Origin of the sequence: Aureimonas sp. AU20 (assembly GCF_001442755.1) — a bacterium.
GTDB lineage: Bacteria > Pseudomonadota > Alphaproteobacteria > Rhizobiales > Rhizobiaceae > Aureimonas.
The window spans coordinates 131,101-150,484 of record NZ_CP006369.1 but is presented as its reverse complement, the minus strand read 5'-3'; the positions used below and the strand labels follow the sequence as shown (position 1 = coordinate 150,484).

Genomic DNA, 19,384 nt, shown 5'->3' with positions numbered 1-19,384 from the left:
CCGTCTCGCATCGATGATTGCCCTCAGCTTTTCCGAGGAGGACCCATGTTCACTCACGTCATGATCGGCAGCAACGACCTGGAGCGGGCAAGGGCCTTTTACGACGCCACGTTCGCGGCTCTCGGAGGCAAGCCCGGCGAGATGGATGCCAGGGGCCGGCTGATCTACCTCCACGAGAACGGTCGCCTGATGATCACCAGACCGATCGACGGCAATCCGGCGACCGCGGCCAATGGCGGAACGATCGGCATCGCGGCGGCGAGCCGGGACCATGTCTTGGCATGGCACGAAGCCGGCACCGCGAATGGTGGCACCGCGATCGAAAGCCCGCCCGCCGAGCGCCCGAACGGCGCCTTCGTCGCCTATCTTCGCGATCCAGATGGCAACAAGCTGACGGCGCGAACTCAAGCTACGAAGTAACGGCAACGCAGACGACTTCCGTCTCCTGCCTCCGGCCGATCGGCCATTCCAGACAGCGGACTTTCAGTCCTCGCTCGATACCTCTGCGTGTCTGCGGGCATTCAGACCTTCGAGGGGGCATGAGGTCGGCTCAGATGGCAGGGCCGAACGCTTGGCTGTTTTTGTCCGATTGGCCTTGGTCGACGGCAAGACCTATTGACCGCAAGCGTTGCGCAACCAAGTTCATCCGACGTGTATCCTGGAGGCAAGTGTACGAATGCCCGAGCGTCATACCGCGATCTTGGCCTCGATTGCTTTCGGTCTGCTTCTGGTTGGTGGCTGCACCTCCACCAGACCAATCTCCCCAACCAATTACGCTGCCTATGCGGAGGGGTTGAAAGGAAGTCCGGCGCTTCGGCAGGATGAAATCCAAAAGTGTGCGTCCAATCTTCGCGTCAATCCTCAGAAACGTGAAACACTCCGAAAGCTGATGAACTTGGCGCCGGGGCGTGATCCGCTTCCTCTAGCATGCCGGCGCGTGACGGATGCCATCGCTTCCGGGCGACTGACCTACCGTGACATGGAACAGGTTCGCACGGGTCAGGCCACGCCGAAGACCATCCGCATCTTACAGGCCCGTTAACGGATATTATTGAGAGTTGCAGCGCCGCAGCACGGCTGCGCGGGGCAGGATTGGAAGCGGCCTTCCAACTATCGCCCCCTCAGGTCGTTAACAGCACTTTTTTCCATTGCTTCAAACCGGTCATCATGACTGTGGGCTTCCATATGGGCCCGCCTTCAGTTCGCGCCTTCGTCATGGAAGCCCAACAGATGGAAAGACGAATTCAGTCGAACATTTTCGGCCCCTTATTCGTCGTCTTCTGGTTTGGTGCTATGGCTTGGATAATAACCTCTTGCTCGTTCAAAAGGAACGATGTCCTCCACCAATTGTCCAAAACACCGGAATATCAGTGTTTGGCCCAAGCCAGGAAGAGACGCCCTTACGTCACATGGTCTGGCATTCGGCACTTGCGTGTCGGTTACGGCGGAGCGACGTTGGCCAAGATTCGGGATCGTAACGGAGGCAGATGCATACCCGATGGTGATGCGGTGACCTTCATCACACTTCTTTTGACTTCAGGAAACGAGCGAAGTTTGGTCCGCATTCCTGGAGGGATAGTGCATGAAGTCTATCGTGGGATGGATCAATGGCTCGATATCATGAACGAGGACGGATCTGTCCATTATAGGAATGATGGCAAAGGCTATCGGCCCGTCCAACCATAGTTTTCTTTAATTTTGGACGAAACATGGATCCCATCCGTGTGTCTGTTGCTGGAAGGTAGCGATCGAGAGCTGCCGGGCGGCTTTTCGCCCAACGCAGTCCTTCGGCTATGCTGTCCCAACTTGGGGACAATCTCGAAATTCGATCGGCATTTCCATTGCCGATCAACCGCGCGGCGGGCCTTCTCCCGTTCGAGCCCTATCCTTCCGCTCTGGGAGGATTCTTCATGCGCATGACCCGTATCTCACTTGCCATCGGCGCCTGTCTCGCGCTCGGCCCCGCACCGGTCATGGCCGAACAGAAGGCCATGACGGCGGAGGCGCGGATTCCAGCCGATCTCCATTATCTGCTGTCCACGCCTCGCGGCTACGAGACGTCGGGCGAGACCTATCCGCTCATCGTCTGGCTGCATGGCGGCGACCAGGGCGGGAGCGACATCGACAAGGTGCGCTCGAGCGGACTGCCGGCCCTGATCGACGGCGGCCGCGACATCCCCTTCATCGTCTTTTCGCCGCAGAACCCGAGCGAGGAACTGCTCTACCCCATCGAGAAGGTGAAGGCCGTGCTGGACGAGGTCATGGCCCGCTACAGGGTCGATCCCAGCCGCGTCTCGGTGGTCGGCTACAGCCGGGGTGCGTTCGGGGCCTGGGCCATGGCCGAGCAATACCCGGAGACCTTCGCCGCCGTCGTGCCGATCGCCGGTGGCGGCAACCGGCACTATCTCAACCGGACAAGCGAGAACGCGGCGTTCTGGGTCTTCCACGGCACCGACGACGACGTCATTCCGCTGTCGGACTCCGTGGTGCTCTACGAGCGGCTCAAGACCCTCAAGCGCGACGCACGGCTGACCGTCTTCGAGAACACCAGCCATCAAGCGGTCGAGGCGGCGGCGCTGGACGAGACCGGCTTGTGGGACTGGCTGCTGAAGCAACGGCTGGCCAGCAAGCCGGCACCGTAGAGGCAGGGAGATCGCGAGGGGCTCGGCGTTCGGCCCGGAGCGAACCGGACCTCTCGCAATCGAGGCGGCGTGGGCAGATTGTTCGGCTCGCCATGCGACGGCGCGCACGGATTCGAAAAGGTCGCGATTTCGGACACCGGGACCGTCGGCGCCAAGGGCCGAGTCGACGCCGAGGGTGACGCCGATCTCGCCGGCCACCGTCGCCCGGCCGACTTCGGGCGCGCTGCCTCGAACCAGCCGATCGCAGCGGCCGACCCTTGGCGGCAGCGTCAGCTCGCCCATTCCCTCCGCAGGATCGCGTACTGCATCGTGTCCTCGTAGCGCGGCGTGCCGTCCGGGGCGTCGGTGAAGGTGACGAACTCGATGAACGTGCCCTCAACGCGCATCCCGAGCTTTTCGCACAGGCGCCGGGAGGGGGCGTTGTCGACCTCGACATAGGCGTAGAGGCGCCGCGCGCCCTTCTCTTCGAACAGGTGCGAGAAAAGCGCCCGAGCCGCCTCGTGCGCGAACCCGGCGCCCCCGTGCGCGGCGTCGAGGTTCCAGCCCACCGAGTAGGTATCGGGCTCCTCGTGCATGGCGAAGAGGTCGCCGATCAAGCGGTCGGACCCGCGAAGGGCGATCGCGACGTGCTCGTCGGACGAGCCGCGGCGGATCGCCTCCGCCTCGGCGGCCGCAAGGTCCGCCAGCCGCAACGACAGGAAACACCGCGCCTGCGGCTCATGCAGGTAGGCGAGAAGCCCTTCCGCGTCGCCCGCGCAAAAGTTCCGCAAGCGCAGCCGCTCCGTCTCGATCCTGTCCATCCGTTCGCCCCTTCGCCTGCCGTCGCCCGCGCCGCCGATCAATCCCAGGCCAGCGCGCCGCCGTTCTGATACTCGATGACACGGGTCTCGAAGAAGTTCTTCTCCTTCTTCAGATCCATGACCTCCGACATCCAGGGGAACGGGTTTTCCGTGTCCGGGAACACGGGGGCGAGGCCGAGCTGGGCGCAGCGGCGGTTGGCGATGAAGCGCATGTAGCTCTCGCAGGCGCTCGCGTTCAGCCCGAGGAAGCCGACGGGCATCGTGTCGCGGCCATAGGCGGCTTCCAGCTCGGCGCCCTCGCGCAGCATGGCGCGCAGCTCGTCCTGAAAGGCGGCCGTCCAGAGATGGGGGTTCTCCGCCTTGATCTGGTTGATGACGTCGATGCCGAAGTTCAGATGGATCGACTCGTCGCGCAGGATATATTGATACTGCTCGGCAATGCCCTGCATCTTGCCCCGTCGCCCGAGCGACAGGATCTGCGCGAAGCCGGTGTAGAACCACATGCCTTCGAACACGACGTAGAAGGCGACGAGGTCCTTCAGGAAGGCGCGGTCCGCCTCCGGTGTGCCGGTTCGGAAATGCGGGTCCTCGATGCCCTGCGTGTGCTGGAGCGCCCAGGCCGCCTTGTCGGTGATCGACGGGACTTCGCGATACATGTTGAAAAGCTCGCCCTCGTCGAGCCCGAGCGATTCCACGATGTACTGGAACGTGTGCGTGTGGACGGCCTCCTCGAAGGCCTGGCGCAGCAGGTACTGCCGGCATTCGGGGTTGGTGAGGTGGCGATAGATCGCGAGCACGATGTTGTTGGCGACGAGCGATTCCGAGGCGGCGAAGAAGCCCAAGTTGCGCTTCACCATGCGCCGCTCTTCGGGCGTCAGACCCTCCGCCGACTTCCAAAGCGCGATGTCGGCCTGCATGGAGACCTCGGTCGGCATCCAGTGGTTGTTGCAGGCCGAAAGGTACTTCTCCCAGGCCCAGCCGTAGCGCATGGGCAGGAGCTGGTTCACGTCGGCGCGGGCATTGATCATCCGCTTCTCGGAGACCGAGACGCGGCCGCCGTTGCGATCGACGGCCTCGGTGCCAGTCGCCGTGGGTGGCCCGACATCGGGGATGGGCGTGGCGGCGTCGGCGGTGGCGGTGTCGTTCCAGTCGAGCATCGGGTGGTCTTTCTAAAGCTGGGGGACGGCCCGCCGCCGTTCGGCGGGCCTGGGGGAAACCGAGGGAAGCGGACGGGCCTTATTGGCAGGCCTCGCACTCGGGATCGTCGATCCGGCAGGCCTTGCCCCAGGCCTCGTCCGGCACGCGGATTTCCTCTGGTGCCCCCGCCAAAGGCGCCGCCGAAACGGCATTCAGCTTGCCGTCCGTCCCCTTCAGAGTGGACTTCTCGACATGCGTCGCCGAGCGCGTGCGCAGGTAGTAGGTCGTCTTGAGACCCCGCTCCCATGCGAGCCGGTAGAGCGCGTCGAGCGCCTTGCCCGATGGGGCGGCGAGATAGAGGTTCAGCGACTGCGCCTGGTCGATCCACTTCTGGCGCCGTGCCGCGGCCTCTATCAGCCACGCCGAGTCGATTTCGAAGGCCGTGGCGTAGAGGCGCTTCAGGTCCTCCGGCACGCGGTCGATGGGCCCGAGCGAGCCGTCGTAGTATTTGAGGTCGGAGACCATGACCTCGTCCCAGAGCCCCCTCGCCTTCAGGTCGCGAACCAGCGCGGCGTTCACCACCGTGAAGTCGCCCGACATGTTCGCCTTGACGAAGAGGTTCTGGTAGGCGGGCTCGATCGACTGCGACACGCCACAGATGTTCGAAATCGTCGCCGTCGGCGCGATCGCCATCGTGTTGGAGTTGCGCATGCCGACGGTTCGGACACGCTCCCTCAGGGCCGCCCAGTCGAGGGTGCTTGAGCGGTCGAGGTCGAGCGTGCCGCCGCGCGCTTCGGCCAGCAGCTCGACACTGTCGATCGGCAGGATGCCGCGCGACCAGAGCGAGCCGTCGAATGAGGGGTAGCGCCCGCGTTCGGCTGCGAGGTCCACCGAGGCGGAGATCGCCTCATAGCTCAGCACCTCCATGCTCGTGTCGGCGAAGGCCACCGCCGCCTCGCTGGCATAGGCGAGCCGCAGCGCCTGGAGCGCGTCCTGGAAGCCCATGAGGCCGAGGCCGACGGGACGGTGCCTGAGGTTCGACGCCCGCGCCTCGGGAATCGTGTAGAAATTGATGTCCACGACATTGTCGAGCATGCGCATCGCGGTCTTCACCGTCCGTGCGAGGAGCGAGCGGTCAAGCCCTTCGGAGTTGACGTGGCTCGCGAGGTTCACCGAGCCGAGATTGCAGACCGCGACCTCGGAGGCGGAGGTGTTGAGGGTGATCTCGGTGCACAGGTTCGAGGAGTGCACGGTGCCGATATGACCCTGCGGCGAGCGGATGTTGCAGGGGTCCTTGAACGTGATCCAGGGATGGCCGGTCTCGAACAGCATGGTCAGCATGCGCCGCCAGAGATCGACCGCCTTCACGCGGCGGTGGACGCGGATCTCGCCGCGCGCGGCCCTGATCTCATGCCCTTCGTAGGCCTCAGCGAAGGCCCGCCCGTAAAGGTCATGCAGGCCCGGCACCTCGTCGGGCGAGAACAGGGTCCAGTCGCCGTTCTCGGCCACGCGCTGCATGAAGAAATCGGGCACCCAGTGCGCCGTGTTCATGTCGTGCGTGCGGCGCCGATCGTCGCCCGTGTTCTTGCGCAGGTCGAGGAACTCCTCGACATCGATATGCCAGGTCTCGAGATAGGCGCAGACCGCGCCCTTGCGCTTGCCGCCCTGGTTGACGGCGATGGCCGTGTCGTTGGCCACCTTCAGGAAGGGCACGATGCCCTGGCTCTGCCCGTTGGTGCCCTTGATGTGGGCGCCGAGGCCCCGCACCGGCGTCCAGTCGTTGCCTAAGCCCCCGGAATATTTGGCGAGCAGCGCGTTGTCCTTCACCGCCTTGAAGATGCCGCCTAGATCGTCGGCGACGGTGGTGAGGAAGCAGGAGGAAAGCTGCGGGCGCGGGGTCCCGGCGTTGAACAGCGTCGGCGTCGAGGCCATGAAGCGGAAACTCGACAGAAGCTCGTAGAACTCGACGGCGCGGGCCTCGCGATCAACCTCGCGCAGCGCCAATCCCATGGCGACGCGCATGAAGAACCATTGTGGCAGCTCGAAGCGGACCCCTTCCGTCTGGAGGAAGTAGCGGTCGGTGAGCGTCTGCAGGCCGAGGAACTGGAAGAGGTTGTCGCGCTCCGATGTCAGCGCCGCAGCACATCGCGCCACGTCGAAGCGGGCGAGTTCGGGATCGATCAGCCCGGCCGCGATGCCCCGGTCGAGATAGGCCGGGAAGGTCTCGGCGTAGAGCACCGCCATGTCGGCCTGCGTCGCCGTCCTGGGCGAGCCGGCGAGGAACGACAGCGCCTCGCCGCGCAGCTTGTCGAGTAGCAGCCGAGCCGAGGCGAAGGCATAGTTCGGCTCGGTCTCGATCAGGGTCCGCGCCGCCATGACGGGCGCCTCGGCGAGTTCACTGAGCGTGAGTCCATCGTAGAGGTTGCGCCGCGTTTCAGCGAGGATCGCGTCCGGCGACACGCCGTCGAGGCCGTCGGACGCTTCCGTCACGACGCGGGCCAGACGGGCTTCGTCGAGCGGCGCGAGGGAGCCGTCCGCCTGCCGGACGGACAACGCGGGCGCGGCCTGTGTTTGCGACGCGGTGGCCTGCGCCGCGCGGGCGCGGGCGTGCTCCTCGCGGTAGAGGACATAGGCGCGGGCGACCTTCGGATGCTCCGAACGCATCAACGCGAGCTCGACCTGGTCCTGGATGTCCTCGATATGAAGGAGGCGGTCGCCGCCCGAGCGGCGGGTGAGCGCGGCGACGACCTCGTCGGTCAGCTGCCGCACCGTGTCGTGGACGCGGGTGGAGGCGGCGGCCTGCCGCCCCTCGACGGCAAGAAACGCCTTGGTCATCGCGACCGTGATCTTCGAAGCGTCGAACCCTGAGACGGCGCCATTGCGGCGCAGGACGCGCGCTGCCAGCGAAGATGCGAGATCGGCTGCACCGGCATCGACGGACAGGACCGGGAACGGCGACGGCAAGGCCGTGGAAGAAGGAAGAAGAGACATTCGGCTGCTCCAGCGAGTGGAGGCAAAGGCCGAGCGGACGCATGCAAAACGACCCAGGCGACCCAGACGAAGGGACCCCAGCCGCGACAGGCACACGATCCACCGGGACACCCCGCCCAGGGAAGGTTCAAGCAAGTCGCGGCAGGTCTCCTGGCTCGCGGGTCAAACGCCTTCCGTCCGGCCTTCCCGGAGCTTGGCTCCAGTGACGCGGATTGGACGAAGGGCTCGCCGCTTACAGTTGCGGGGGCAGCCCCGGCCTCGCCGTTCCATCTCTGGATCAGCTCACCGGGTTCCCTCTTAGCCACCACATCTTGCGACGCAGCGGACCGTGACTGCCGCATATGGTGCGGCAACCACCCGGTGAGTCAACGCGCTCTCGGGCCTTATCCCCAAATCCGGCTTGCGGTGAGTCCCGCCCCGAGGCGGAATGAGGACCTCTCACCCGTCGCGACCATCACGGACAGGGAAGCGGAGGATCATCAACCAAGAGCAGACGCTGCGACGCTCGGCCTCTGTCCGAGCATCGCGCCAGTGTCCCTCCCATTTCGACATCCACCTCGCACCCGGACGATCATGGACCACTGCACGCCTGTCGAGACGCGGCGGCGGTAGCCTCGCGATCAGATCGATGCCATGGAGCGTGAGCCCTTGATGGGAAAGGATGAAGCGCAGCCATTCCCACCTTCGTTCCGACCAGAATTCCGTTTCCGGAATCGTCAAAAGCTCGACCTCGGTCACATCCGGGAAATCGGCCGCGATCGCCTGTCCGCACTCGCTCGGTCTTGCGCGCTCTTCGGCTCCGATCTCGCCGGCATGAACAGTTATGAGATCGCTGGCCCCCGCCGAGGCCGTGCTGCGTGGGATCGACCCGCGCAGCAGGATCGCCTCGATCTTCTCCGGAAGAACATCGCGGGTGGCCTCGCAAACGGCTCGCAGCGGTTCAGCCCAAGGCGCGATGGCGTCCGGGTAGCCGATCCATGGGAGAAACCCGTCTTCGTTCGCGTAGGCGATCCGACCGACTGGGAGGAGGTTCGCCGATCTCAGCTCCTTCCTAGCCTGAACCACGCGCGATCCTATCACAGACGCGGTGTTCTCCGTGGAGGGCTCCTCTGTTACGAGCGGCAGTCCGATGGTTTGGGAAGTTGGTCGGGTGCAGTCCTCCGTCCGGTCTGTTGGTGTCTCCAGAGCCAGTTGATGACGCTGGTGGGCTGGCGAAGACCGTCCCCAACTGCTTTGCAGGCCATGATGCCTCCGACCTCGAAGAGGTCGGCCGAGCTTTCCCGAAAGCGGATGCACGATCGTTCGGATTGCCGATCTAGCCCGCAAGTGATACAGACCTGTCTCACCTACAGTGGCAAGCGAGCCGATGATGTCCGACAAGCGGCAGCAGATCGTGGAAACCGCCTATCGCCTGTTTCGGGCGGATGGCTACCATGCGGTCGGCATCGACCGGATCATCGCGGACGCGGGCGTGGCGAAGATGACGATGTACCGCCACTTCCGAGCCAAGGACGAGTTGATCTGCGCTGTCCTGCGCTTTCGCGCCGAGCGCTTCGAAAGGCAGCTCGACCGTCTGGCCGACATGGCGCCGAGCGCCGCCGCTCGGATCGAAACGATCGTGAGCTGGTACGAGCAATGGTTCGCCCGGCCGGACTTCCATGGCTGCGCCTTCGCCCATGCGCTGGCCGAGTACGGCGATCCCGGCCATCCCATCTTCCAGGCGGCCGCTGCCCAGAAGGAGGCGTTCGAGATGCGGCTGCGCGCGCTTCTGCTGCCGGAAACCGACGAGGCGCAGGCGACGCGAACCGCAGCGGTGCTCGCCATGCTGTTCGAGGGCGCCACGCTCAAGGCGCAGACGAGCCGGGCCGAGGAGGCGATCCGCGGGCTGCGGGATGGCACGCAGGCGCTTCTTGCCCGGGCGGGCATCCGCTCGTGAGCCCGCTCGTCATCGGCCTCGCTCTCTCGGCCGCGTTCGCCCATGCCTCGTGGAACGCCTTCCTGCGCTCGGGCGCCGACCGCTTCTGGGTCGTCACGGTGATGAGCCTGACGATGGTTCCCGTGGCGCTGCCCTTCGCCTTGCTCCTGCCCTTGCCGCCCGCCGACGCCTGGCCGTTTCTCCTGCTCTCCTCGCTCTTGCAGACCGGCTACAGCCTGTTCCTCGTGGCCGCCTATCGCCACGGCGATCTTGGCCAGGTCTACCCGATCGTTCGCGGCACCGTGCCCGTTCTGGCGACGATCGGCGCCTTCATGCTTGCGGACGAGGTCTTGTCGCCGACCAGCGTTCTGGGGATTGCGCTGATCGCCTGTGGCATTCTGGGTCTGGTCGTCGGGCGCGGGCAGGTCGCCGGGAGACCGCTCCTCTGGGCGCTGGCGACTGGCGCACTCGTTGCCGCTTACGCGACCGTCGATGCGCTGGGCGTGCGCCATGCCGGCGACCCGATCGGCTACGCCGCCTGGATCTGCCTCTTTTACGGCGCCCTTCTGCCCCTCGCCTTCCGGCTCACGCGTGGGCCGCTTCGGATCGACCCTCGCTCAGTGGAGACCTGGAGGGCCGCCGGCGGCGGCGTGGTCTCGCTGGTCGCCTATGTCCTGGTGGTGACAGCCTTTTCGTTGGGCCCCACCGGGCCGGTCACGGCTCTTCGCGAGACGAGCGTCGTGTTCGCGGCTCTGATCGGCGCGGCTTTCCTGGGCGAAAGACTGACGATGCGTCGGCTTGCCTCCTGCCTTGCCGTCGCGCTTGGCGCCGTCTGCATCGGCCTTCGAGGGTGACGAGGCGGTTCACTTCGGTTTGTTGCAGTCAGGCAGCGGACCGTCCCGTTTGCACCCTTTCCACCTCCGGAAGCGCGCTTTCGCAAGCGTTCGTCACGCCGCCAAGCGCGGCCTCGCCATGGCCTCGCGAAGGGTGCGCACGAGTTCGTCGAACGCCGCGCCCCGCGCGCTGTCGGCCCGGTGCAGGGTGATGGCGTAGCTCGGCAGCGGAGGCAGGCCGGCGTCCGGCGCGACGATGTCGAGATCGGCTGGAACGGTGGTGGCGAGCCAGGCCGACACGGCCATGTCCATGCGGACCATCGTTCGCGTCGCGTCGAGCCCGCCGTTCTCGAACACCATCCGGCTGGCGCGTTCCGCCTGCGCCAGCGCCGCCAGGACGGCGGGCCGGAACACGCAGGTCTCGGCCACCAGCGAGATCGGCATTGGGCTGCGAAGCGGCGCCTGGCCCGCCCGTGCCGAGACCCAGACGAGGCGGTCGATCGCCAGCGTCTCACCGCTGGCCGACCCGGCCTCCTCCTCGACCACCGCGATGTCGATGCGTCCCTCCCCGATCAGGTCGAGAAGATCGGGCGAGGATGCGCAGGTGAGCGAAAGGTCGATGCGCGGAAAGGCTTCGCAATAGTCCTTCAGAGCACTGGCGAAGCAGGGGCCGACGAGATCGAAGGGCAAGCCAAGCCGCACCGGGCCGGAGGCGACGCCGCCCTCGATCTCCGACCAGATTTCGTCGTTGGCGGCGATCAGCGGACGCACGCGCCGCAGGAGGCGCTCGCCGGCGGGCGTCAGGCGCAGGCCGCGCGGATCGCGCAGCAACAGGGCGTCGCCCACCATCCCTTCGAGCCGCGCGATCTGCTGGCTGATCGCCCCTTGCGTGAGATGCAGGCGCTCGCTCGCGCGCGTCATGCTGCGCTGGTCCGCCACGGTCGCGAAGGTTCTGAGAAGAGCGATGTCGAGGTTTCGGGCCATGCGTCATTAATGATGCTAATGTCGGTCTTTAGCAAGATTAGCTTTGCTGCATCGCGACCCGCCGATAGTGGGGTGGCAGGTTCTGCTGGAGCAGTCTCGATGAATACAATGGCGCCCCTCGTCCTCTTCGCCCTCGTCTCGACCATCAGTCCGGGTGGAGCGACGACCCTTGCCACCATCTCGGGCGCTAATTTCGGCTTCCGTCCCTCCCTTCCCCTCATCGCGGGCATCGCGGCGGGTCTCGCTTCGATGGCGGCGCTGGCCGGGTTCGGCCTGGCCGGGCTCCTTCTCGCACTGCCCTCGCTCGCCCTCGCCATGAAGGCTTCGGGCTCGGCCTATCTGCTCTGGCTGGCGTGGCAGACCGCGCGGCGGGGCGCCCCGCGCCTGGACGGGAATGCGCGGCCGAGCGGCTTTCTCGCAGGCGTCTGGATGCTCTGGCACAATCCGAAGGGCTGGGCGATGACGACGGGAGCGGCGGCCTCCTTCGTGGCTGTTGCCTCCGGCCCGGTGCAGCTCGGCGCACTTCTGGCCGCCGTCTTCGGCCTTCTTGCCCTCGCCTCGCTCGCGCTGTGGTGCGCGGCGGGTCTCGTTCTGGCGCGGGCCATGCGCGGCGATCGGCACTGGCGAAGGCTCAACAGGCTGCTCGGCCTGCTCTTGGCCCTCTCCATTGTCCCCGTCTGGCTATAACGAATGGAGGACCCGATGGACCCGATCAACCTGATCGCTGCCTTCGACGCCGTCACGCAGCATTGGTCGCCCAAAGTGGTCGGCCGGGTCAACGACCAGTATGTCAAACTCGCCAAGGTGCTGGGCGAGCTGGCTTGGCACAGGCACGACGAGGAGGACGAACTCTTTCTCGTGGTGCGCGGCCGCCTGCGGATTGAGTTCGAGGGCGGCGCGGAGCGCGTGCTCGAGCCCGGCGAGTTCTGCGTCGTACCCAAGGGCGTCCTGCACAACCCCGTCGCCGACGAGGAATGCTGGATCGTGCTGATCGAGACCGTCACGACGAAGCACACCGGCGATGTCGACACGCCGCTGACGAAGACGATCGAACAGCAATTGGCGTGAGGTGGCCCGACGGAAGAGCTTCGCGGACGCGGCGGTGCGGTTCGCGGTCTTGCCGAGCCCGCTGGCGAACGAAGGGGCAAGCCCACCATCCTGATCCGGCCGCCATGGATGCGGCGGTGCGGGCGCGCCTCCACGAAACCTTCACCGAACCCACACCTTTTCTGGACAAAAAGGAGCGAGATTGCCCTTTGAACGGGGGCGGCGATGCTCGCAAGACACTTTACCATCACATGCATACTCGTCGCCATGATGGGCCTTGGCGTGTCCATCCTGATCGACAAGGGTCGTGATCGCCCATTGCGGCCGCGCTGCGAGTGCTCGTCGCTCGCATGCCTCTGCCACACGGGCCGGTGATCGGTCACGAGGAGCCCATTGGGCAACGGCCGCCGACGATCAGCACGCGAAACCACACCCGACCGCAAGAAGGTTCAGTCCATGCGCGGCTTTCCCCTTTCCATCGCCTTCGCGCTGGTGCTCGCCGGGACGCTCGCCCCCTTCGCGAGTGACGCGAAGGCGGGCGTGGTGCGGGTGGCGGTCTATCGCGGCCCGGCGGGCTGCGAGGGCTGCTCCGAAACGGCCGGGGAAGCGATCCAAAGCCTCGGCTCCCAATACCGCGTCGACTTCGTCGGCCCTGCGGAGGCGATCGACATCACGCCGGAGACGCTGCGACGCTACGATGTCTATGTCCAGCCGGGCGGCGGACAGGACATTCCGGCAGCTTTCGCGAGCTTCGGCGATGCGCGCGTCGAGGCGATCCGGACCTATGTTGCTGGCGGCGGGCGCTATCTCGGCCTTTGCATGGGCGCCTATCTCGCCAGCGGCTACGGGCTCGGCCTCATCGAGCAGGAGCTCGATTCCGAGGTCGGACGCCCCGGCTTCCCCGTGGACACGATCGAAAGCACGGCGGTCTCGACGCGCTGGAACGGACAAACGCAGACCGTCTTCTTTCAAGACGGGGCCTATCTGCCGAAGGCTAGGGACGATCCGGGCTTCCGAACGATCGCGACCTACGAGAACGGCGACATCGCGGCGGCGCGCTACACGTTCCGCCGTGGCGTCGTGGTGCTCAGCGGCCCCCATCCCGAAGCGGACGAGAGCTGGTTCGAGGAGAACGGCATTCCCCTCGCCAAGATGCCGGGCGACGATCTTCTGCGCTCACTCTTCACGCAGCTCGGCGGATAAGCGACGGAACAGGCGGCGCCAGTCGGCCCACGCGCCGATCCTGACGCGAGGCGATGGGGTCAAAGCCAACGCTGCCTCATCCCCACGATGATCGACATCAAGCGGCGGCGCTTATGCGCGCCCGCTGCGGCCTTGGCGTGCGCTCGTGCGACTTCTGTCGAAGTGGCTTATATATGCCAGAGGCGCCTTTGACGCTTCCCATCCCGTTCATTCCGGTTGAGACAGCATGCTTCCACTGATCATTCGCAACGCCAGCACCGATGACGAGCCCCGCGTCGCCGAACTCTGGCGGGAGTGCGGCCTGGTTGCGAGCTACAACGACCCTGCTACGGACTTCCGTTTCGCCTTGGCGGGCGCGGCATCGGACGTGCTGGTGGGCCAGGACGAAGCGGGACATGTCGTCGCCAGCGTCATGGTCGGTCATGACGGCCATCGCGGCTGGCTTTACTACGTCGCCGCCGATCCAACGGCTCAGGGGCAGGGCTTCGGTCGTCAGATGGTCGAGGCCGGCGAGGCCTGGCTTCGCGAGCGCGGCGTCGTGAAGGTGCAACTTCTGGTGCGGGAGACAAACACGAAGGTCGTCTCCTTCTACGAGCATCTGGGCTTCGAGGTCGCGCCGCGAACCGTCATGGCGAAATGGCTCGTCGACACCCCCTGACAGTCGGGTAAAGCGCGATCATCGCGTCTCGATCGGTTTAAGCCCCACCGCCTCATACCTCGGCGGCATTGGGCGGGACGCGCGAAAGATACCGCGTGAGGTGGACCAGGGCCTGCGAGGCGGCGGGGGAGAGCTTGCGGCTTTTGCGGACCAGGAGATGCATCTCGGCTCCGCTCATGATCTCGCTCTGGATCGGCAGGGCCAGAACTTCGCCTGAGCGGATCTCGTCCTGCATCACGAGGGCCGGCATGAAGGTGGCGCCGAGGCCCGCCAGCACGAAGGCGCGAAGACCGGCGAGCGAGTTGGTGACGACCTGCGGCGCGAAGCGAACGCGCTCGATGAACTCCACGACCTCCACCGCCTTCTGAAGGCCGAAGCCGGTTTTCAGGAGCGCCAGCGGAAACTCCAGAAGGTCGGGCACAGAGAGGGCCGTGCGGCCCCTCACCAGGGGATGGTCGGCCCGCACGATCAACTCGATGGGCAGAGGCCGCGTGTGAACAGCGCGCAGCGCGGGATGGGGCTGCGAATTGTGGGCGATGGCGATCTCGAACTCGTCGCTCGCCACGCCCTGCACCATGGCGTCCACGGTCATGGCCTCGATGCGCAGCACGACCTCGGGGTGCTGGCGCAGGAAGGCGGCGACGGGCTGGCGCAGGAGATCGACCAGAAACCCCTCGCCCGTCGCGATGGCGACCGAGCCCGAGCGCAGGTCCCGAAGGTCGCCGAGCTTGGCCAGAAAGTCGTGGCTGTGGATATGCCGCTCGCGCACGAAGCTGAAGAGCATGCGCCCCGCCTCGGTCGGGCGCATCTGCCGCCCCACCCGGTCGAACAGGGAGACACCGAGCTGACGCTCGAGTTGAGCGATGTGACGGCTGACGACGGAGGCGTCCATCTCCAGCCGCTCCGCCGCCGAGCGCACCCCGTCGCAGGCCACGACCTCGTAAACGACGCGTAGGCGCCGCTCGTCCAGAAGGGTTAAAGGGTTCGCGTTCCGTTGCATCATGTGCAACGATAAGGTCTATCGGTGTCATTGATCAATGGCAGTGCAGCCAGAAAGATGCGTATCGAAGAGGCATTCGAATGGGATGGCTCAACGGCATGGATCTCAGATGAAACTCTTCATCGCCGCTCTCGGAACCGAGACGAACACATTCTCTCCCATTCCCACGGGCCGGTCCGCCTTCGAAGACGATCTCTACCTCCTCTCGGACGCATCCCGCACCTCCCGGCACTGGTTCGCCGGCCCGATGCGCGAATGGCGCGGGCTCGGCGAGGCCGAAGGCTACGAGGTCGTGGAGAGCCTGTCGGCCTTCGCCCAGCCCGCCGGCCCGACCCGCCAGGACGTCTGGGAAGAGCTGCGCGACCGCATTCTCGCCGATCTCGACGCGGCGGGTCCGGTCGACATGGCGCTGCTTCAGCTGCACGGGGCGATGGTGGCCGACGAGGAGCCCGACTGCGAGGGCGAGCTGCTGCGCGCGATCCGGGAGCGCCTCGGGCCGGAGGCCATCGTCGGTGTCGAGCTCGACCTCCATTGCCACCTGACGGACCGCATGGTGAGTGCCGCCAACGTCGTTCTCGCCTACAAGGAATATCCCCATATCGACGTGGACGACCGGGCCCGCGATCTGTTTCAGCTGTGCCACGACGCGCGCGCGGGGCGGACCCGGCCCGTCGTCGCGGTGGCCGACTGCCGCATGCTCGGCGTCTGGCGCACGCCGCAGGAGCCGGTGCGCGGCTTCGTGGATCGGATGAGCGCGGCGGAAGGGAAGGACGGCGTTCTCTCCCTCTCCTTCGTGCATGGCTTTCCCTGGGCGGATGTGCCCGAGGTCGGCGCGAAGATCATCGCGGTGACGGATGGCGACGCGCATCTGGCGCGGCGCACCGCCAGCCATCTGGCCGAGGAAATCTGGACCCTTCGCGATCGGACCACCGAACGGCTGCTGGGCCTGGACGAGGCCGTGCAAATGGCCCTCTCGCCGCCCGACGGGCTGACGGTGCTGGCCGATGTCTCCGACAACGCGGGAGCGGGATCGGCGAGCGACTCCACGTTCCTTCTGCGCGCTTTGGTGAACGCGGGCGCGCGGCGCTGCCTGACCGGCTGCTACTGGGACCCGGTCGCCGTGCGCATCTGCATGGACGCGGGCGAAGGCGCGCGGCTGTCGCTACGCGTCGGCGGCAAGACCAGCCCCATGTCGGGCGATCCCGTGGATCTGCATGTGCGCGTTCTCGCGCTTCGGCGGGACGCTTTCCAGACCTTCGGCAATGGCAAGCAGGCCATGGGCGACACGGTGCTTCTGGAGGCGGACGGCCTGCATCTCGTCCTCAACGCACTGCGCACGCAGACCTTCCACCCCGATGCCTATACGCAGTTCGGCGTGGCGCTGCGCGATTACGACACGGTGTTCGTCAAATCCGCGCAGCACTTCAACGCCGGCTTCGCGCCGGAGGCCGATCGCGTCGTCTATGTCGGCGTCGAAGGCAGCGCATCGCCGGACTTCGCCTCGCTCCACCTGCCGAGCGCCGCGCGCCCGCTTTGGCCGATCGTCGACAATCCGTTCGCCATCGACCCGATCCGGCAGGGGGCGGCATGAGCGAGGGCGCGCCGCTTCTGCAGCTGCGCGGCATCGCCAAGAGCTATGGCGCGCACCGCGTCCTGTCGGGAGTCGATCTCCAGCTCGACCGGGGCGAGTCCATCGCGCTGATCGGCGAGAACGGGGCGGGAAAGTCGACCTTCTCGCGCATCCTGACGGGTGTGGCGCAGCCGGACGAGGGCGAGATCCTTCTGGACGGAGAGCGCGTCAGCTTTTCCGCGCCGCGCGCCGCGCTCGCCAAGGGCATCGCCTTCATTCCGCAGGAGCTGGCCTATCTGCCCGACATGAGCGTGGCGGAGAACATCCTTCTCAACCAATGGCCCGCCCGCGCCGGGATGACGCGCCGCGCCGCCAGCATTAGGCGGGCCGAGGAAGAGTGCCGGCGCTACGGCATCGACCTCGGCGACCTCTCGCGCCGCATGGGCGACCTCAAGCTCGCCGACCGTCAGATCGCAGAAATCGCCAAGGCGCTGACGCGCCGCGCGCGGCTCATCGTGCTGGACGAGCCGACGGCGGCATTGAGCGAAGCGGAAAGCCGGGCGCTCTTCGCCATTCTCGGGCGGCTCAACGCCGAAGGCGTCGGCATCATCTACATCTCGCACCGGATGGACGAGGTCTTCGGCTTCAGCCACCGCGTCGCGGTGCTGCGCAACGGCTCGGTGGTGGCCGTGCGCCGACCGAGCGAGACGACGCCGGGCGAACTCATCGCCGACATGCTGGGGCAGGCCGCCGGCGAGGCCGTTCATCGCGGCGGGGCTGACGCCGCGCGAGGCGAGCCGGTTCTGCGTCTTGCCGACTGGCGCCATGGCGGCACGGTGGCACTCCACGGCGTTTCGCTGGAGATCGGCCACCAGGAGATCGTCGGTCTCTACGGCTTGCGCGGCTCGGGCACCGATCTTCTGGCCGAAGGGCTCGGCGGCCTGCGACCGGAGATGTCGGGCGAACTCGTCTTGAACGGGATCGCCCGGCCTCCCTTCCGCTCGCCCCTCGAAGCGAGGCGGGCGGGCGTCGCCTATCTCCCCGCCGAGCGCAAGCGCAACGGGCTCGTGCTGGGCCACGCCATCCGCAACAATCTCTCGGCCATGGTGCTGAAGCGCCTGTCGCGCTTCGGTTTCCTGCGGCAGAGGGCGGAGCGGCGCGCGGCGGGGGACGTCGCCAAGCGCTTCGACGTGCGCTGCCGCAGCATCGAGCAGCCCGTGGGCGAGCTCAGCGGCGGCAACCAGCAGAAGGTGCTTCTGGCCTCGCGCATGGCGGCCGACCCCGACGTGCTCGTGCTGCACGAGCCGACGCGCGGCGTCGATGTCGGCGCGCGCGTTCAGATCCATCATTTTCTTTCGGAAAACGCCTCGCGCGGCTGCGCGACGCTCCTCGTCACCTCCGATCTGGAGGAAGCGGTGGCCATCAGCGACCGGCTGCTCGTCATGCGCGAAGGGCGGATCGTTGGCACGCTGACCGGCGCGGGCAAGACGCAGGGCGCGGCCGTGGCGCTCGCGGCAGGACAGGACCTCGACCCCTCATGAACGACACCCCGATCATGTCCGCCACCGCCCCGCCGTCGGGCTTCGAAGCCAATCGCGCCAAGGCGGTCCGCCGCCTCGTGCAGACGCTGGGGATCGGCTTCTTCTACATCCTGGTTCTCGTCTTCTTCTCGATCGCCAGCGGCAATTTCTTCACCTATTCCAACGCCCTCAACATCCTGACCAATGTCGCGGTGATCGGCATCGTGGCGCTGGGACAGGCGCTGACGATCATCTCGGGCGGCTTCGACCTGTCGGTGGGCGGCACCATGCCGCTCGGCGCGGTTCTCTTCGCCCTCTTCTCCAACGCGGGCTACGGCTTTCCCTTGTCCTCAGCCCTGGTGCTCGCCGCCGGGGCCAGCGTCGGCCTGTTCAACGGGTTGGTGATCACCAAGCTGAAGATCAACCCGCTGATCGCGACGCTCGGAACGCTCTCGATCACGTCCGGCCTCGCCTTCACCGTATCGGACGGCGTCACCATTCCGCTCGCCGACGCGGCCGACGGCTGGCTCGCCGACTTCGCCTTCAACGGCGTCTCCTACTATCTCCTGGCCTTCGCGGTTCTGGCCGGCGCCATGGCGGTGCTCCTGCGCTTCACGCTGTTCGGGCGGATGCTCTATTCCGTCGGCGGCAACCGCGAGGCCAGCCATCTCGCCGGCATCCGCGTCGATGCTGTGACGGTCGCGGTCTACATGATCTGCGCCGCGCTCTCGGCCTTCGCCGGCATCGTCATCGCCAGCCAGCTTCTGGCGGGCTCGGCCACGGTCGGCTCGGACGCCGCCCTCTCCTCCATCGCGGCCGTGGTTCTGGGCGGCGCCTCGCTGACGGGCGGGATCGGCGGGATCGGCGGAACGCTGATCGGCGTCCTCATCCTCGGCACGATCGCCAACGGCATGGTGCTGATGCAGGTGCCGGCCTTCTACCAGCAGATTGCGACCGGCGCGATCCTGCTTCTGGGCGTCGGCTTCGCGCGGCTGCGCGAGAGCCTGTCGCAGCGCGCCGGCTGACCGTCACGGGCGGCGACCGGCCCCCCGACCTCTTCGTCCTCAACCCCGACCCACTGGAG

18 protein-coding genes and 1 riboswitch are annotated in these 19,384 nt (G+C 66.5%); of the genes, 12 read left to right on the top strand and 6 right to left on the bottom strand.

Going from position 1 to position 19,384, the window contains the following annotated elements; all coding sequences use genetic code 11:
• Nucleotides 1-45: 45 nt before the first annotated feature.
• The 3 genes from M673_RS19730 (at nt 46) to M673_RS19725 (ending at nt 2,642) form a co-directional block, all read left to right on the top strand.
• Complete coding sequence (locus M673_RS19730; protein WP_061978432.1) at nt 46-420, top strand: VOC family protein; 375 nt, start codon at nt 46-48, stop codon at nt 418-420.
• Between the two features lie 256 nt (nt 421-676).
• Nucleotides 677-1,042 (top strand): hypothetical protein, encoded by a 366-nt coding sequence (locus M673_RS24345; protein ID WP_148640198.1) that lies wholly within the window; start codon nt 677-679, stop codon nt 1,040-1,042.
• An 874-nt stretch (nt 1,043-1,916) separates the two neighbouring features.
• Nucleotides 1,917-2,642 (top strand): alpha/beta hydrolase-fold protein, encoded by a 726-nt coding sequence (locus tag M673_RS19725; RefSeq protein ID WP_061978690.1) that lies wholly within the window; start codon nt 1,917-1,919, stop codon nt 2,640-2,642.
• Between the two features lie 269 nt (nt 2,643-2,911).
• Here the strand turns inward: M673_RS19725 and M673_RS19715 are convergent, their stop codons facing one another.
• The 4 genes from M673_RS19715 to M673_RS19700 form a co-directional block, all read right to left on the bottom strand.
• Nucleotides 2,912-3,442 carry a GNAT family N-acetyltransferase gene (locus M673_RS19715; RefSeq protein ID WP_061978430.1) on the bottom strand — a complete coding sequence of 177 codons (531 nt, stop codon included), beginning with the start codon at nt 3,440-3,442 and terminating at the stop codon, nt 2,912-2,914.
• Between the two features lie 38 nt (nt 3,443-3,480).
• The gene (locus M673_RS19710) at nt 3,481-4,599 is read right to left on the bottom strand and encodes a ribonucleotide-diphosphate reductase subunit beta (RefSeq protein ID WP_082639904.1); all 1,119 of its coding nucleotides are present in this window, start codon (nt 4,597-4,599) and stop codon (nt 3,481-3,483) included.
• Between the two features lie 79 nt (nt 4,600-4,678).
• Nucleotides 4,679-7,570, bottom strand: a complete 2,892-nt coding sequence (locus M673_RS19705) for a ribonucleoside-diphosphate reductase subunit alpha (protein ID WP_061978429.1) — start codon at nt 7,568-7,570, stop codon at nt 4,679-4,681.
• Nucleotides 7,571-7,693: 123 nt separating this feature from the next.
• Nucleotides 7,694-7,916, bottom strand: a riboswitch (cobalamin riboswitch).
• Between the two features lie 92 nt (nt 7,917-8,008).
• Entirely contained in the window at nt 8,009-8,635 is a 627-nt protein-coding gene (locus M673_RS19700) for a hypothetical protein (protein ID WP_061978428.1), read from the bottom strand.
• Nucleotides 8,636-8,936: 301 nt separating this feature from the next.
• Here M673_RS19700 and M673_RS19695 point away from each other — a divergent pair, with 301 nt between their 5' ends.
• Both M673_RS19695 and M673_RS19690 read left to right on the top strand, forming a co-directional pair.
• Nucleotides 8,937-9,506 carry a TetR/AcrR family transcriptional regulator gene (locus tag M673_RS19695; RefSeq protein ID WP_061978427.1) on the top strand — a complete coding sequence of 190 codons (570 nt, stop codon included), beginning with the start codon at nt 8,937-8,939 and terminating at the stop codon, nt 9,504-9,506.
• Complete coding sequence (locus M673_RS19690; RefSeq protein ID WP_061978426.1) at nt 9,503-10,339, top strand: EamA family transporter; 837 nt, start codon at nt 9,503-9,505, stop codon at nt 10,337-10,339. The genes M673_RS19695 and M673_RS19690 overlap by 4 nt, the downstream gene beginning before the upstream one ends.
• Before the next feature lie 93 nt (nt 10,340-10,432).
• Here M673_RS19690 and M673_RS19685 read toward each other — a convergent pair whose 3' ends face one another.
• Nucleotides 10,433-11,302, bottom strand: a complete 870-nt coding sequence (locus M673_RS19685; protein ID WP_061978425.1) for a LysR family transcriptional regulator — start codon at nt 11,300-11,302, stop codon at nt 10,433-10,435.
• Between the two features lie 99 nt (nt 11,303-11,401).
• Here M673_RS19685 and M673_RS19680 point away from each other — a divergent pair, with 99 nt between their 5' ends.
• The 4 genes from M673_RS19680 (at nt 11,402) to M673_RS19665 (ending at nt 14,210) form a co-directional block, all read left to right on the top strand.
• Entirely contained in the window at nt 11,402-11,989 is a 588-nt protein-coding gene (locus tag M673_RS19680) for a LysE family translocator (protein WP_061978424.1), read from the top strand.
• A gap of 15 nt (nt 11,990-12,004) precedes the next feature.
• Entirely contained in the window at nt 12,005-12,370 is a 366-nt protein-coding gene (locus M673_RS19675) for a cupin domain-containing protein (protein WP_202814325.1), read from the top strand.
• A gap of 435 nt (nt 12,371-12,805) precedes the next feature.
• Nucleotides 12,806-13,552 (top strand): BPL-N domain-containing protein, encoded by a 747-nt coding sequence (locus tag M673_RS19670; RefSeq protein ID WP_061978422.1) that lies wholly within the window; start codon nt 12,806-12,808, stop codon nt 13,550-13,552.
• A 226-nt stretch (nt 13,553-13,778) separates the two neighbouring features.
• The gene (locus tag M673_RS19665; RefSeq protein WP_061978421.1) at nt 13,779-14,210 is read left to right on the top strand and encodes a GNAT family acetyltransferase; all 432 of its coding nucleotides are present in this window, start codon (nt 13,779-13,781) and stop codon (nt 14,208-14,210) included.
• A gap of 52 nt (nt 14,211-14,262) precedes the next feature.
• Here the strand turns inward: M673_RS19665 and M673_RS19660 are convergent, their stop codons facing one another.
• Nucleotides 14,263-15,213, bottom strand: coding sequence for a LysR family transcriptional regulator (locus tag M673_RS19660; protein WP_061978420.1), 951 nt, complete (start codon nt 15,211-15,213; stop codon nt 14,263-14,265).
• Between the two features lie 106 nt (nt 15,214-15,319).
• Between M673_RS19660 and M673_RS19655 the strand changes: the two genes are divergently transcribed.
• Genes M673_RS19655 through M673_RS19645 form a run of 3 tightly spaced genes read left to right on the top strand, consistent with a single transcriptional unit; the run spans nt 15,320 to nt 19,325 of the window.
• Nucleotides 15,320-16,801, top strand: coding sequence for a M81 family metallopeptidase (locus M673_RS19655; protein WP_061978419.1), 1,482 nt, complete (start codon nt 15,320-15,322; stop codon nt 16,799-16,801).
• Nucleotides 16,798-18,321 carry a sugar ABC transporter ATP-binding protein gene (locus M673_RS19650; protein WP_061978418.1) on the top strand — a complete coding sequence of 508 codons (1,524 nt, stop codon included), beginning with the start codon at nt 16,798-16,800 and terminating at the stop codon, nt 18,319-18,321. The genes M673_RS19655 and M673_RS19650 overlap by 4 nt, the downstream gene beginning before the upstream one ends.
• The gene (locus M673_RS19645; RefSeq protein WP_061978417.1) at nt 18,318-19,325 is read left to right on the top strand and encodes an ABC transporter permease; all 1,008 of its coding nucleotides are present in this window, start codon (nt 18,318-18,320) and stop codon (nt 19,323-19,325) included. Before M673_RS19650 ends, M673_RS19645 begins: the two co-directional genes overlap by 4 nt.
• Nucleotides 19,326-19,384: the final 59 nt, after the last annotated feature.